The following is a 14728-nucleotide window of genomic DNA, read 5'->3' as shown; positions in this document are numbered from 1 at the left end:
TCATATTAAAACGCTTTTTACGTTAAAAAAGTGCTGTGATCACAAGGCTTTTTGCAAGCAAAAATGAAAAGGCTATATATAGGTAGCCTGTGAAACTGGAAGTGCCCATTTTGGGCCTGATTTAAAGAATAATGTTCTGACAGAGACCAATGGAATGACTCTCTGCTGGGGCTCCAAAAGAAAGGAAAAATGATTATGGAAAAAATGATGAATACAAAAACAGAGGGTAACACATTTACAAAGAAAATCGGGCAGACAGTCTATGTTGTCCGTTATCATTTCAATGAAAATGCAAAGGAAACAATGCAGGAGAAGATTAACCGGATGCTGGTTACAGAAGCAAGTCGACAGGCAGTATATTAAAATTAGGTGGATGTAATTGAAGAAAAAATATGATATCATGTGAGTAACAAATCGAAATTTGCGGAGATGATAAGATGGTCAATATAACAGATGTAAAACAGATTCTTCAATTTGCAATAGATGCGGAGATTAAAGTCTTTCTTGATGGCGGCTGGGGTGTAGATGCTCTTCTTGGATATCAGTCAAGAGCCCATAACGATATTGATATTTTTGTAGAAAAGAAAGATTATCAGAACTTTATAGAGATGATGAAAGCTAATGACTTTTATGAGATTAAGATGGAATATACAACATTGAACCATACTGTATGGGAAGATGCGAAAAACAGAATTGTTGATTTGCATTGTTTTGAATATACGGGCGAAGGTGAAATTCTTTATGAGGGGGATTGTTTTCCGATAGAAACTTTTTCGGGCAAAGGAAAAATTGAGGAGATAGAGGTTTCCTGTATTGAACCATATAGTCAAGTAATGTTCCATTTGGGATACGAATTTGATGAGAATGATGTGCATGATGTGAAGTTATTGTGTGAGACATTTCATATCGAAATTCCAAATGAGTATAGATAACTACAAATTCCAGTTGATATTTCACATATTTTAGGAAATTTAATAACTGTTATATTTGATTATCAAATTCTTCGCAAACCCTTGAAAATACTAAGTTTGTAGCAAGTGTACTTCCCCTTACTCTTTCCCTTGTGTTACATTCTCCCATTAGCTTTCATGAACCTTAATATGGGAAAAATTAAGGGAAAGAAAATTTCATAACACAGTATAACATATAACAATAACGACATGGTGAACTGATTGAAATGTTTTCGATATTTAACTCTATAACTGATTATCAAAAGAAAATGGAGATAAGATACGATGAGAACAATTTATGCAGAATACAACATAAATCACGATAGTATTGATGTTTACACAAGTGCTGGATATATGCTTCGCATTGACTGCTGGGAAGCTGAAAAAGATTTAAAAACCACATATGGATCAGAATGTGCACTTACTTCATTAGCTGTGGATGAGCCTTTGGAATATGCAAGATTATATCTTGAGGGCAATTTACAGATGTGGGTGGATGCAGAAGATTCATTAGAACTTTATTAAGTGAAAGAGGGATAGTGTTCATTAAGAGTGCTATCCCTCTTTAAAGAATGTGCGAAATGCAATAATTACATATTTTCTATGGATTAACAGAGCGCCTAAAAATAATCCATGTACTTATGAAGTAACAAATCAATAAAATTACCAAAATCCCCATTGTTGCCCCTATTTGTAACATCAATGTACTAAACCCAATATAGGCTGAAATTTCTGCTGATATGGTTTGGATAAAGTAAGCTATTACAACAGCAGCTACAATGATTGCTGTGATAATTGGAAGCCCAAACCAAACACTTAATTGTTGCAAGATAAGTTTTCCGATATGCTTTTCTTCCGCCCCCAATTTTCGGAGTACAGAGAAGCGATATTTATATTGTCCTGCGTCTAAGAGTTGTTGCAAAGAAAGTACGGTAAGACATATAACCATCAGTACGACAGCACCATAAATCATTGCAGTCTGTAAAATAAAGTTATTTGCTATGGAACTATTGATTTGCAGTGTGCTAAAACGCACGCCATAAATAGCCCCGGTTTCTGCCTGCTCGGGATATTTCTCTGTAAAAAGTTTTTCCAGTTTCCTTGCATTTTCATAGGAGATATTTTCCGTTGTTGTAATATATCGGTTTTTTATTACTGGCAACAGCTTTTCACAAATATTGTCTGGAAGTACATACAATACATTTGTATAGGAATTGTACGCTGTTTCTCCAATCGGATCCTCATAATAGGACTGCCCGGAAAGAGTCAATTCTCCTGCGTCTGTCATAATGCTGGTGTGTTCTTTCAAAAAGCTATCCCGTTCTTCCTCGGTGGCGATTGCTTTCCATTGTGTTGTAAATTCATCTTCCTCCAGAGAAATCTGTTCGTAACCCAGCATTTCCCGTATAGTGTTATAATCACTCAAAGAAATTGCTACAATCGGAAAATCATATTTCTGTCTGTTGTGAAAATCGTCTTTCTCTGGCAGATATAGATTGAACGTGCAATCATAAACTGTATCTATTTTGTGTTCTGTCAGAAACTCAGTAATGATTTCATAACTGTCTTGCGGCAGATTTTCTTCTTCATATACGTCATTATATCTTGAATATACCTGCACATCATACATAGAGCGCATATCCAAATAACCTGAAGCCCAGCCCGTCAAAATAGGGGCGGCAATAAACATGAAGATTGCAAGGACAAGGGTTATACAAATCAGCGTCATTGTTTTGCTGGTTGTATTTAGTTTTGATATAATTTGCCCGAAAAAGAACAGGTTTTCTCCCTTGTATCTATGTTCCGGCGATTTTACTTTCCATGCTACAATCAAGCTGCTGGCAAGATAAATCAATGCACAAATAAAGAAGAGCAAATCAATCAATACAAATACCAGATATTGATTCAGTATTCCACCATGTAAAGGCAAATAGTATTGATTGGTAAGAGCAGGTACGCTTGCTGCTAAAAAGGCGTGCAATACAGAACAAATAAGCAGCCCATCAATCAACTTTTGAAAAGCAATTTTTTTCTTTTTCAACATCCATAATGCCGCCCAGCCTAATGTAACAACAGGGAGCAAAATATTTCCCCAATACATGATTTTCACCGGGAAAACAAAGCGGGAGTCATAATAAAATCGGACATTTTGTATTCCTGAAAACAATTCCCATAAAGTAAACATTAAAAACAGAATTACTACGACAGGAATGAATCGGCTCTTTTTCAATTCTGGCTCATTTTCTTTCTCTGCGGAAAGCATATCAATAATTTTTGTTTTTTTGATTGTGCGTGTATTGAAAACTCCTACCACAAAAAAACTTACCACAAAAAATATCACTGTCAGCAAAACGGTGTCCGGGAACAATGTCCATGAGATTTCATAAGGCTCTCCATAAGCAGTAAGGAGCATTGCGGTAATGAATTGAGAGCAAAATACACCGCAAAAAATACCAATCAAAATGGAAAACATACCCATAATCAGTGTTTCTGCAAAGAAAATCCTGCCAATAGTTTTTTGTTCCATTCCCATAATGGACTGGACAGCAAACTCTTTTTGCTTCCGTCTTAGCATATAATGATTGACGAACCGTATCAAAAATAACAACAGCAATGTTATCATGCAGATTGCAATTTTCATTCCGTCACTTAACAGAGTAAAATCATACTCGCTGCCTATATCCGGGCTATAATAACTACTGGAAATAGACAAGAACGCATAAAACAAGGTAACACAGATTGTCATTGTGACAATGTAGACCAGATAGTCTTTTACAGACCGTTTTGCATTTCTGAAAACAAGTTTAGCATACATGGCTTTGTCCCCCTCCGATCATGGTAAGGACATTCAGAATTTTATCAAAAAAAGCACTTCTGCTGTCGTTGCCCTTGCGCAGTTCCATAAAGATTTCTCCGTCTTTCAAAAAAAGAATACGGTTGGCATAGCTGGCGGTAAAAGCGTCATGAGTTACCATAAGAATTGTCGCCCTAAGCTGTTCATTGATACTTTGAATGGTAGACAGCAACATTTGTGAGGAATGGCTGTCTAATGCCCCTGTCGGCTCATCTGCCAGTAAGAGCTTCGGGTTGTTGATAATTGCTCTTGCACAAGCACAACGCTGTTTTTGTCCGCCGGATACCTGATAAGGATATTTGTTTAGAATATCGCTGATATTCAGCTTTCCGGCTATATCCAAAATGCGGGATTCTACGCTCCCGGCAGGGACTTTGTTGATTGCTAATGCCAGTGCAATATTTTCTGAAATCGTCAATGTGTCCAGCAAATTGAAGTCTTGAAATATAAACCCTAAATTCTCCCTGCGAAAACGGGCAAGGGATTTTGGTTTGATTTCCGTTATATCTGTTCCATCTAAAAAAATATGCCCTGCACTTACGGTATCAATCGTAGAAATACAGTTGAGCAGCGTTGTCTTTCCAGAACCGGACGCACCCATAATTCCGAGAAATTCCCCAGCTTCCACAGAAAAGCTAATGTCTTTAATGGCTTTGGTAATATTCCCTTCATTGCCATAATATTTCTGGATATGTTCCAGTTTCAAAATCGTATTCATCTGATAAACCTCCTTAACTGTTCCATATCTTTATTGTAAATGGAGTATCTCATTTTTTGTATCAAGTTTTCTTACACAGTTCTTACAAAAATGTAAGAAGTGCAGAACCTGTCAGCCCTGCACTCCGATAATAAAATCATTCATTTGAAAGATAAGTGAAATCGTTGTTCCTCTGTTTTCGGAATAAGCAGTAAGCCCTATTCCCAGTTTATCACATAGACGCTTGCAAAGATATAAGCCAATTCCAGTAGAATTTTTCCCGGTTCGCCCATTCTGACCTGTAAATCCTTTTTCAAAAATACGGGGTAAATCACTTTTAGGAATACCTATCCCATTATCGCTGATAGATAGCACAATCTTGTCATTCGTTTTTGTTGCCCCAAAGTGCAAAATAGGCTGCTCTGCATGGTATTTGATTGCATTACCGATAATCTGATTTAAGATGAACCGCACCCATTTTTCATCGGTATAAACTTTTGTTTCTATATCGTCTATCTGAATTGACATATTGCTTTGACGCAAAAGATACTTATTATCTGCGATTGCACTATGCACAACATCGCATAAATTGACTTCACGGACAGAATAGTCTTTTTCAGCGTGTTCACTCCGGGCATAGTAAAGTGCCTGTTCTGTATATTGGTTGATATTCTCTAACTCTGCCAATACCTCTCTGGAAAAGGGAGAACGGTTATTCTCACACAGCAGCTTCATCGCTGTAATTGGTGTTTTTACTTCGTGTATCCATTGTTCAATGTATTCTTTATATTCCCTGCGTTCCCTCTGTACTTCGCCAATCCGTTCCAACATAGATTTTTCAGCCATTTTCATAATCTGGTAAAAAACCTGTTCATCAGCCCTTTCCGGCACTTGCATGATTTCCGGCAATAAATATCGTTCTTCTAATTGCTCCGTCATATTGAGCAATTTATTCAGATATTTTTTTCGTGAGAAATAAAATGCCAGCAAAGATAAAACAAGGACAATCGACCAGACTGCAAAAATAAACAGGACTGTTTGGATAGGATTATCGCTTGCAATCAGGAACAAAGCAAGGACAAGCATACCCAGCAGATTGATTAAAATAACGGGGAGTTGATTTTTCAAATATTGTTTTCCACTCATAATGTATATCCTTGCCTGTGTTTTGTTTTAATGAAATCTACAAGTCCGATTGCTGCCAGTTTGTCGCGAATACGGGTAATATTGACACTTAGGGCGTTATCATCAACATAAAGCTGATTGTCCCAAAGAAAATCCACAATATCATTTCTGGAACAGATTTTTCCGGAGTTCTTAAAAAGGTAGTAGAGGATTTTCAATTCATTCTTTGTCAATTCTGCTTTCTGTCCTTTGTACTCTATCATGCTACTCTCCAAATGCAGGGTAGCTTCTCTCCACATATAAATTTCTGTTTGAGGGGAACGGTAGGCTTTCTTTAACAATGCAGCAATTTTAGCAAGAAGAATAGCGGGATTATAAGGCTTTGTGATAAACGCATCTCCACCCAGCATAATGCTGTTCAGTTCGTCCATATCTGTATTGCTGCTTGTTACAAATACAATCGGAATATCTGAAAAGGTGCGAATCCCCGAGCATATTTCAAAACCGTTATTCCCCGGAAGTTTTATATCCAGAATAACCAGATGTGGCGCAGCTTCTTTTAACTGCTCTATTGTTTTGGAAAAATCCGTAACTGCAAATACTTCATATCCATTCCCAGACAAAAGAGTTTTAAGCTGTGTTTGTATCGTAAAATCATCTTCAATGATTAGTATTTTTTCCTTCATAGAGATACCTCCCTGACACTTTATTATACTGTATCAGAGAGGTTTTCTCAATCGTATTATTGAATGGGAATTTTAGAATGATTTTGTACATAGCTTTGTAAAAAATGCTTAATAGTTTCTTTTCTCAAGGTACGATTCTAAATAACACCTAAGTCCAACATATGCGCCCTGCAAAAGTACAAAAAGCAATAGAAGATTTACTGACAGTGCTTTTTTGATTGCTTCTCCAAAATAAATGATGACAGCAGCACTTGTCAGTATCATCAGTAGAGTAATGACATCCCAACACTTTTCCCTATATAATTCTATAACCTTTATTTCTATCAGTATCGCCAGTATCCCTGTTCCTGCCACACATATTCCTACAATCAATATTAGCAATATCCAATATACCATTCCGGCTATAAAAGGATTTGGAATTTTTGTGCTAATCTGTGCCACAGATTGCCCGACCTCAATCGTCCAACCGATAAAAGTTTGTATGAATGACGCTGCATCATGGAAGAATGATTTGCAATCGGAAAGGAGCACATCTGACTGTACTGCCTGAAAAAGAGTGGTTGTCAGCGAATACCATGCAAGAAGGAACAAGGTTGTTTGGAACATTACCGTTTTTGCTTTATATTGTCCTGCAAGTCGCTCTTTTTGTGTTTCGTATTTTGCTTTTGCATTCTGATAGTCTGTCCGGTCACAGGCTTCACATTTTTCATAGAGTACCGGCTTTTCTACCGGTATCTCTACGATTTTCTGATGTGTCCGGGCATAATCCCGTTGTTGTGTTAAGCATCGTATTTTATCTTGACATTCCCCTATCGTGACGTTTGCGCTTCGCAGCTTCTCTTTCTCGTTCCGCAATGCTCTGTCTGCTAGCTTCAAGTCGTTCTTTAATGCTTGAATATTCCCGGCTCTGTTCTCTTTGTTTAATTTCTCGTTCAAGGTCAGAGATTCGTTGAGCTGCGTCTTTAGTTCCACGATAAGCTGGTCTTTCTGTTCCAGTTCTTCTTGTATCTCCTCGGTCAAGAGGAGAAGTTCTTCCAACTGTTCGGCGTTCTTTGATTCTCTGGATTCGTTCATCTATATCACGTCCTTTCTCTATCTGCTGTTCCAGTTCAGCAATTCGGTGTTCTGTTTCAGTAATAAACTGTTTTCGCTGTTCAGTTTCTGTACCAATTTCTGCCATTGCTGATTTTCGTTTTCCAAAAGTTCTATCTTCGTTTTCTGTTCTTCCATCTTGGAAAGCAGTTCCTCGGTATTTGGCAAAATGTTGAGCAGCTCGGATAACTCGCTGTTTAATTTTTGCAATTTCTGATTCTGTTCCTGCATAAGAGAGAGTTGGGTGTCCCGGTTCTGCATTTCCAGAATCATTTCTGCCATTAAGGTCTGCTGTTCTTCGATTTGCCCAATCATGGATTCCATTAAGGGTATAATTTCCCGGCTTTCTTCTAATGTCATTTAATCGCTCCTTCCATAATGATAATGCACCCGATACTTTTCCAAAGGTGTCCAGTATCTTTTGCAATAACGTGTTTTGTTGTTTTATGATTTGATTTTCCGCTACTTTCCACGAACCTTTTATTTCCTGCCCGGCAAGAAACTTTTGTTCAATCTTTCTTGCGTCAGCGCCTTCATGGATGGTAGGAATCTGGAGTTTTCCCTGTTTTTCATAAGAACGGTGATCGACCTGATTATGCAAAGGAAGATGTTCATTACACACCTTTGCCCATTCACTCCGCCACAGTTCACAATTTTTTGGATTGTTCCATCCGGTAGCATCGGTCAGCACCCGTTTCCATTGCAGGCGGTTTCTTGCACCCATCTTCTGAATTCCGTTTTCGTCTAATACAGGGATACGGATTCCATGACGGTCAGGGTTTTTCTTATCCTGCCACCAGTTCGGATGGGATTCATCAATCACGATATTTCCGTTTTTATCTCTGAGAAAATCCCAATCCTTGACTTCTTTCTTTCCCCAAGAATGATCCGGGTTAAAAGGACGCATAGTCAGAAGCAGATGGACATGGGGGTTGCCATCCCCTTTATCGTGGATACTCCAATCAGCACACATTCCTCTATCTACAAAAGTTTTTTGAATATAGTCAGTTGTATATTGAATTTGTTCCTGTCTGTTCCATTCTTTGGGAAGGGCAAATTCAAATAACCTGCCAAGTTGGGCATCTGCATTTTTTTCAATCTTCAATACCTCATTCCATAACCTTTGTTTCTGAAATGTGATTTTAAATTTTTCTAAAGCAGCTTCTTTATCTTCTGATCTTTTGTATCGGACAGATTTTTGAAAGCGTTTTATATTTTCTTCTGGTACTATCTGCCATTCAGGAGGTGCGTTTTCACACATCATCAGCCGAGTGTAGACCACTTCTTTTTTAGAAGTGTAATAACTGATTCTCCCGGTTTCCTCGTTTTTCATCACATCCCCATTGAGATATGCGGAAGCGGAGATAACAGATTTCCCTTTACTTCGTCCGACTATTTTGACTGTGTAATGAAAAATCGCCATGTCTGGATTCCTCCTTTCTGCACATCCGGCATAGATTTCCGGCAACATTGCTTTCGGTTTTAGGAAAAGCAGCATTGCCGGAACGCCCTCTGCGTAAGAGTGCCCTGCGCATAGCAGCCTGCATGGAATGCGCCTCTCTGGCGAAGAGTGCCTCCTGCGGCATGAGCAGGTCTGGCTGAAAGCCCCGCCGACGGAACGAGCCCGGCAAGCGTGAACGCAGACCGGTTGCCACTTGTGGCAAACTTATTGGGACGACCTCTGGTTGTCCATAAGTGCGCCCTTCATGAAAAAGCAATGAAGGGAATGAAAAACTCATCCCCTCCGCCATTACACTTCCTCCATATCGGTATTGACTTCTTTCTGCATTGCCTTTGAGAAAAATTTCCCGTTGGCTTCCTGCCTTTTCAGAAAACCAATCAGCTTTGGGATGTCTTCTTCCTCAATAGGCGCACCGAGAACGGATTCCACCGCACCGCCAATCTGACAGAGCCTATGGGTTCGTTTTTTACTTTCTTCGGCTTTCTTTCGCTTCAGAAGTTCTTTCTTCTGTGCCGCATATCGTTTCGCCTTTTCAAGGCTTTCCTGCTCTTTCTTTTCCATTTCAAGCATTCGTGCTTCATAACTTTTTGTTGATTTTGCCATTCTTACATTCTCCTTTCCTTCACAAACATAAGTTCTTGGTTGCGTATCAGAAGAAGCACATGGTATAATCTTCTTGCGTGTAGGTATATCATGGCTTCGGTCTGATAGAACCTTTGGCGGTTTCTTGGGAAGCCGCCTTTTTAATTTGCCGCAGTTCTTGTTACGGCTTTTACATTTCCTCTATCCCTCAAATCACGACCTTCATTCGCTTCCATAAACATTTCCAGAATATCGGTTTTAATCAGGACTTTACGACCAACCTTTAATACCGGAAGTTTCTTCCATTCTACAAGCTGTCTTAAGGTGTTTCTGCCGATTCCCGTATAGTCGGCAGCTTCTTCGATGGATAATGCAATTTTTCTTTGCGTCATATAATCACCTCCTTATAAATTGCATTATGCAATTCCTGTGATGTAAGTATATCCTTTTCACATCTTTTTGTCAAGCGTTACGAAATGTCAAAAATAAATATTGCATTGCATATTGCAATTTCGGAAAAACAATGCTATAATTCATACATACCGAAAAAGGAGGCAGTCAGCATGAAAGATAAAGAATTACGCAAGCTGATAGGCAGCAGAATAAAACAGCGCCGTCTGGAATTGAATCTGACACAGCCTTATGTCGCAGAGAAGATGGGAGTTACCGCTTCTACAATCCTGCGTTATGAGAATGGTTCGATTGACAATACGAAAAAAATGGTGCTGGAAGGTCTTTCGGAAGCACTCCATGTATCTGTGGAATGGCTCAAAGGGGAAACAGATGAATATGAAACCGACATTACGGATAAGAGAGAATTACAGATTCGTGATGCGATGGGAGATATTCTGGAACAGTTACCGCTTGCCCTTACCAAAGAAGAAGATGCTTTTTCAAAAGATTTATTACTGCTGATGTTAAAACAATATGGTCTGTTTTTGGATTCCTTCCAGTTCGCCTGCAAAAACTTCAAGGGAAATGCTGGTCAGACGGATATTGCCAAAACAATAGGGTTTGAATCGAATGAGGAATATAATGAGATTATGTTCTTAAGGGAAATCACTCATACCATCAATGCTTTTAATGAGATGGCAGACATTGTAAGGCTCTATTCCAAGAAACCAAAAACAGCAGAACAAAGGCTTGCAAATCTTTTATCAGAAGTCTTATACGAAGATTCCGAATCGGTATAGTAAGACAACCGGAGTTATGATATACTTACACGCACGAAGCATTTCATCAGTTCCGATTGTCTAATATCGAAAGGAGACATACGATTATGGCAAAAGGATCTGTAAGAAAAAAAGGAAAGAAATGGTACTACCGCTTCTATGTAGAGGACGCAAGCGGCAATCTTGTTCAGAAAGAATGCGTTGGAACAGAAAGCAAAAGTGAAACTGAAAAACTGCTCCGTCAGGCAATGGATGATTATGAGAAAAAGAAATTTGTTGCCAAAGCGGATAATCTCACAGTCGGACAGCTTTTGGATGTGTGGGCAGAGGAGGAATTAAAAACAGGTACGCTCAGCAATGGTACGGTGGAGAATTACCTCGGAACAATCCGAAATATTAAGAAACACCCATTGGCAGAACGTAAACTGAAAAATGTAACCTCTGAACATTTGCAATCTTTCTTCGATTTGCTTTCCTTCGGGGGAGTTCATCCCGATGGAAAAGAGAGAAAGGGTTACAGCAAAGATTACATCCATTCTTTTTCCGCAGTCATGCAGCAATCATTCCGCTTTGCAGTATTTCCAAAGCAGTATATTACGTTCAATCCTATGCAGTATATTAAACTGCGGTATCAGACGGATGAAGTGGATTTGTTTTCTGATGAGGATATGGACGGAAATGTCCAACCAATTTCACGAGAAGATTATGAAAGACTGCTTGCTTATCTGCAAAAAAAGAACCCAGCCGCAATACTTCCAATCCAGATAGCCTATTATGCCGGGCTTCGTATTGGAGAAGCCTGTGGTTTGGCATGGCAGGACGTAAATCTGGAAGAACAATGCCTTACCATAAGACGCAGCATCCGATATGATGGCTCAAAGCGCAAATATATCATCGGACCAACCAAGCGGAAAAAAGTAAGGGTTGTTGATTTTGGAGATACACTGGTAGAGATTTTCCGTAATGCCCGGAAAGAGCAGTTAAAAAATCGAATGCAGTACGAAGAACTTTATCACACGAACTACTACAAAGAGGTCAAAGAGAAAAACAGAGTGTACTACGAATATTATTGCTTAGACAGAACGCAGGAAGTCCCGGCAGATTATAAAGAAATTTCTTTTGTCTGCTTAAGACCGGATGGTTGTCTGGAACTTCCGACTACTTTGGGGACGGTATGCAGAAAGGTGGCAAAAGCATTAGAGGGATTTGAAGGCTTTCATTTCCACCAGTTACGTCACACCTATACAAGCAACCTTTTAGCAAATGGAGCAGCCCCAAAAGATGTACAGGAATTGTTGGGACACTCAGATGTCAGTACCACAATGAACGTCTATGCTCACTCCACAAGAGATGCGAAACGAAAATCGGTTCGGCTTCTTGATAAAGTGGTAGGCAATGACTAAAAAATTTCCCTTATTTCCCTTGTGATTATCTCATAAGGGCAAAAATAAGGGAAACTACATATCATTTCACTAATGAACAGGCGGGAAAGCCTGTAAAATAGGGAAAGTTAGAGGAATAATTATATAAATTCCAGTTTGTAGAATTCAAAAATTTAATATGAAATGTGAGATAGAGCGTATGGAAATAATCTATACGTTCTATTTTTTTGCCTTTTTTGAAAAAGTGATTAAAAAACTATTGACATTTTGTTACTGGTAGAAGCAGATGGTTATAAAAAGCTTTTGGTAACTATGAGTGCAAAAACAGATAGCTGCGAAAATTTATTATGAGCTAATAGCAAAATTTGATATTTTGTGATATTGAGGGTATGGGGAATCGTAATCTCCATTAAGTACGTCAGAGAATCATAATCCAGAAATGGGATTTTGAGTTACTCTAGGAGATACTTGCTTTAGAAAATGATTAGCCATAATGAGTTGGGACGTGGGAGGAGGAAGTGTAAAAAAAGAGAGAGCCATAAGTAACTCTCTCTGTGATAAAATCAAAAAGTTATAGTATCAGTGGTTCGGTAAGATTACAAAAATCCTTAACAGGAATATTTTCTTTAAGTGGTAAAGCTGTCTCTAAAAAGGTTTCGTCTGCAAATCTTTCGAGTTCAGAATCAAAATGTATAATTGAAGCATTTGTATTTAATTGATATGGCGGAATTGTAACAAAATAATCATAATCTTCGTAAGAAGGAGTGGCGCAAGAAACTTTGATTTTTCCTCCTAATTTCAATTTTGCAAATTCTCCATAAATGGCAGTTAAGGCTTTTTTTCTTTCTTCATCAGAAGTAATTCTATCTACATATCTAATATACCAATAATCTATATTTCCCTCTTTTAATTCAATTAAATAATCGTATGATCTGGGTGTTCCGGATTTTATTGTCCATTCAACTTTATGCAGACTTGTCATCATGGAAAGTCCACGCATTAAGGTAGAAAAAAATTTTTCATGCACCTGAACAGTAGAGAGATCCAGAGAAAATCCATTGTCTGCAATTATCTTTTTCCGTTCCCGTATTTTCTTAGAAGAATATCCCGTTGCATCATATAATTCTTGGATAAGTTCTGGATCATCAATGGCTTTTGCAATTTTATCAATAGTGCTTTTATATGGTCTTCCAGATCGGGCACCGTTGAGCATTCGTGAAATGGTTGCATTATTTAAGCCTGTTTGTTCAGATAATTCTTTTTGTGTTTTTTTCTGTAAAATGATTTGAAGTATATTGATGAATCTTTCCTGATCGTAAACGCTGTCAGGATTTATTAGTGTGCCTGAATTTGATATAAATTCGTTCATTCAAATCTCCTCTTGACTTCTTTGACTTTGTATAAATTGACTTCTTGTATTTTATCTTATCAATTATATCCCTAAAAATCAATTTAAAACATAAAGAAATCAAAAAATGCTTTATTGATATTCCTTTAAAAGTCAAAGAAGTCAAAAACGTAATTGACATTTTGATATCTTTGCGTATAATGTAAATCAAGAAGTCAAAGAAGTCAAACAAATCGAAAAGAAAGGAAGGAGGGCTGTGGATTGAAATATAGGGTTGTTTCGGTTTTGAAAGATAATAGACCACGTTTTTTGATTATTTCTGATATTGAAGAAATTGAAATCCTTCCATCAAAGTATTTGAAGCATCTGGATCAGATTAATGCTTCTCCGAATACTGTAAAATCCGCAGCCTTCGCACTTTCATATTATTACAATTATCTGCAGGAGCAAACGATAGGATTGGATGAGATTACATTGCTATCCTATTCAGAGCAGAATAAACATTTTATTGATTTCTTGTATTGGGTTAAGAGTGGAAAGCATACTGAGCATAATACACAGACGAGCAATAAGACCTGCAATATGTATCTTGGTGCAGTCTTCAGATACTACCAGTTTTTGGCACTGGAAGATGTTTTGCCAATGCTTAAAGTCTTACGAGTAAAAAAAGTATCGTATTTTGACAGTATGGGAGTAAATCATCAAAATGCAGTGAATTCGTTTAAAGGTTTCTTCAAAGAAGAAGAACCTAATCTGGAAGAAATAACATCCGAAGAAATACAGGAGCTGATAAATGCCTGTTCGAATGATAGAGATCGATTGCTGATAGCAATGATGGCAGAAACCGGTCTTAGATTAGGGGAAATTCTGGGAATCCATTATACCGAAGATATTGATTTTGAAAGAAGAACGGTTCGGGTAAGGTATCGTGAATCCAATACCAACTTGGCAAGAGCAAAAAATGCAGAATATAGAATGGCTTTGTTAAGTAATACAACTTTTGAGTTCTTGGTTAAGTACATTTCTGATAACCGAAAAAGTCTGATGAACTCGGAGTATTTATTTACAAAATTGACTGGAAAAAACAAAGGAGAGCCATTAGATGCGGATTCTGTGTATAGCATGTTGAAAAGGCTATCCCAAAAAACGGATATCAATTCCCATCCGCATCAGCTCCGACACTATTTTGCGGAGGAAAGAAGAAAAGAAGGATGGGATTTGAATGACATTCGTTTTGCCCTGGGGCATAAGAAAGTTGAAACTACCATTAAATACTTGGGTGAAAATAATGAACGATTGATAGAAGCGACAGATCAATACTACTCAAATAATGAAGATTTATACCAAATTGCAGATTTTCTGTAAAAGGAAGGAGGGA

16 protein-coding genes are annotated in these 14728 nt (G+C 38.0%); 6 read left to right on the top strand and 10 right to left on the bottom strand.

Going from position 1 to position 14728, the window contains the following annotated elements:
* The first annotated feature begins 204 nt into the window (after positions 1-204).
* The 3 genes from ACIRUQ_RS12050 to ACIRUQ_RS12040 all read left to right on the top strand — a co-directional run bounded on the left by ACIRUQ_RS12050 (position 205) and on the right by ACIRUQ_RS12040 (position 1475).
* Positions 205-363: a transposon-encoded TnpW family protein gene (locus ACIRUQ_RS12050; RefSeq protein ID WP_117526082.1), complete on the top strand. Its 159-nt coding sequence runs from the start codon at positions 205-207 to the stop codon at positions 361-363.
* Between the two features lie 74 nt (positions 364-437).
* Positions 438-932, top strand: coding sequence for a lincosamide nucleotidyltransferase Lnu(C) (gene lnu(C), locus ACIRUQ_RS12045; RefSeq protein ID WP_016147248.1), 495 nt, complete (start codon positions 438-440; stop codon positions 930-932).
* 303 nt (positions 933-1235) lie between these two features.
* Positions 1236-1475 (top strand): DUF6061 family protein, encoded by a 240-nt coding sequence (locus ACIRUQ_RS12040; RefSeq protein ID WP_006858432.1) that lies wholly within the window; start codon positions 1236-1238, stop codon positions 1473-1475.
* Between the two features lie 76 nt (positions 1476-1551).
* On the opposite strand, the gene ACIRUQ_RS12035 is transcribed toward ACIRUQ_RS12040, so the two are convergent.
* The 9 genes from ACIRUQ_RS12035 to ACIRUQ_RS11995 all read right to left on the bottom strand — a co-directional run bounded on the left by ACIRUQ_RS12035 (position 1552) and on the right by ACIRUQ_RS11995 (position 9840).
* Positions 1552-3765: an FtsX-like permease family protein gene (locus ACIRUQ_RS12035; RefSeq protein WP_006858431.1), complete on the bottom strand. Its 2214-nt coding sequence runs from the start codon at positions 3763-3765 to the stop codon at positions 1552-1554.
* On the bottom strand, positions 3755-4522 hold the full coding sequence (locus ACIRUQ_RS12030; RefSeq protein WP_006858430.1) for an ABC transporter ATP-binding protein: 768 nt from the start codon (positions 4520-4522) through the stop codon (positions 3755-3757). The genes ACIRUQ_RS12035 and ACIRUQ_RS12030 overlap by 11 nt, the downstream gene beginning before the upstream one ends.
* A 111-nt stretch (positions 4523-4633) precedes the next feature.
* Positions 4634-5647, bottom strand: coding sequence for a HAMP domain-containing sensor histidine kinase (locus ACIRUQ_RS12025; protein ID WP_006858429.1), 1014 nt, complete (start codon positions 5645-5647; stop codon positions 4634-4636).
* Entirely contained in the window at positions 5644-6312 is a 669-nt protein-coding gene (locus ACIRUQ_RS12020; protein WP_006858428.1) for a response regulator transcription factor, read from the bottom strand. Before ACIRUQ_RS12020 ends, ACIRUQ_RS12025 begins: the two co-directional genes overlap by 4 nt.
* Before the next feature lie 108 nt (positions 6313-6420).
* Positions 6421-7167, bottom strand: coding sequence for a DUF6040 family protein (locus ACIRUQ_RS12015; RefSeq protein WP_006858470.1), 747 nt, complete (start codon positions 7165-7167; stop codon positions 6421-6423).
* A complete protein-coding gene (locus ACIRUQ_RS12010; protein ID WP_055289267.1) occupies positions 7106-8827 on the bottom strand; it encodes a MobA/MobL family protein in 1722 nt (573 codons plus the stop codon). Before ACIRUQ_RS12010 ends, ACIRUQ_RS12015 begins: the two co-directional genes overlap by 62 nt.
* Entirely contained in the window at positions 8784-9155 is a 372-nt protein-coding gene (locus ACIRUQ_RS12005) for a hypothetical protein (protein WP_015529843.1), read from the bottom strand. The genes ACIRUQ_RS12010 and ACIRUQ_RS12005 overlap by 44 nt, the downstream gene beginning before the upstream one ends.
* Positions 9155-9469 (bottom strand): hypothetical protein, encoded by a 315-nt coding sequence (locus tag ACIRUQ_RS12000; RefSeq protein ID WP_006859613.1) that lies wholly within the window; start codon positions 9467-9469, stop codon positions 9155-9157. The genes ACIRUQ_RS12005 and ACIRUQ_RS12000 overlap by 1 nt, the downstream gene beginning before the upstream one ends.
* 140 nt (positions 9470-9609) lie before the next feature.
* Positions 9610-9840 (bottom strand): helix-turn-helix domain-containing protein, encoded by a 231-nt coding sequence (locus tag ACIRUQ_RS11995; protein WP_004843519.1) that lies wholly within the window; start codon positions 9838-9840, stop codon positions 9610-9612.
* 171 nt (positions 9841-10011) lie between these two features.
* Here ACIRUQ_RS11995 and ACIRUQ_RS11990 point away from each other — a divergent pair, with 171 nt between their 5' ends.
* Together ACIRUQ_RS11990 and ACIRUQ_RS11985 are read left to right on the top strand one after the other, a co-directional pair.
* Positions 10012-10641 (top strand): helix-turn-helix domain-containing protein, encoded by a 630-nt coding sequence (locus ACIRUQ_RS11990; RefSeq protein ID WP_015529844.1) that lies wholly within the window; start codon positions 10012-10014, stop codon positions 10639-10641.
* An 86-nt stretch (positions 10642-10727) separates the two neighbouring features.
* On the top strand, positions 10728-12023 hold the full coding sequence (locus tag ACIRUQ_RS11985) for a tyrosine-type recombinase/integrase (RefSeq protein WP_006859611.1): 1296 nt from the start codon (positions 10728-10730) through the stop codon (positions 12021-12023).
* Between the two features lie 550 nt (positions 12024-12573).
* On the opposite strand, the gene ACIRUQ_RS11980 is transcribed toward ACIRUQ_RS11985, so the two are convergent.
* Complete coding sequence (locus tag ACIRUQ_RS11980; RefSeq protein ID WP_055289265.1) at positions 12574-13371, bottom strand: helix-turn-helix transcriptional regulator; 798 nt, start codon at positions 13369-13371, stop codon at positions 12574-12576.
* 240 nt (positions 13372-13611) lie between these two features.
* Between ACIRUQ_RS11980 and ACIRUQ_RS11975 the strand changes: the two genes are divergently transcribed.
* On the top strand, positions 13612-14715 hold the full coding sequence (locus ACIRUQ_RS11975; protein WP_055289263.1) for a tyrosine-type recombinase/integrase: 1104 nt from the start codon (positions 13612-13614) through the stop codon (positions 14713-14715).
* The last annotated feature ends 13 nt before the right edge of the window (positions 14716-14728 follow it).

It is taken from the genome of Eubacterium ramulus, assembly GCF_045002895.1.
In the GTDB taxonomy this organism is placed as follows: Bacteria; Bacillota; Clostridia; order Lachnospirales; family Lachnospiraceae; genus Eubacterium_I; species Eubacterium_I ramulus.
The sequence above is the reverse complement of the archived record's forward strand: the minus strand, read 5'-3'. Positions and strand labels throughout refer to the sequence as shown.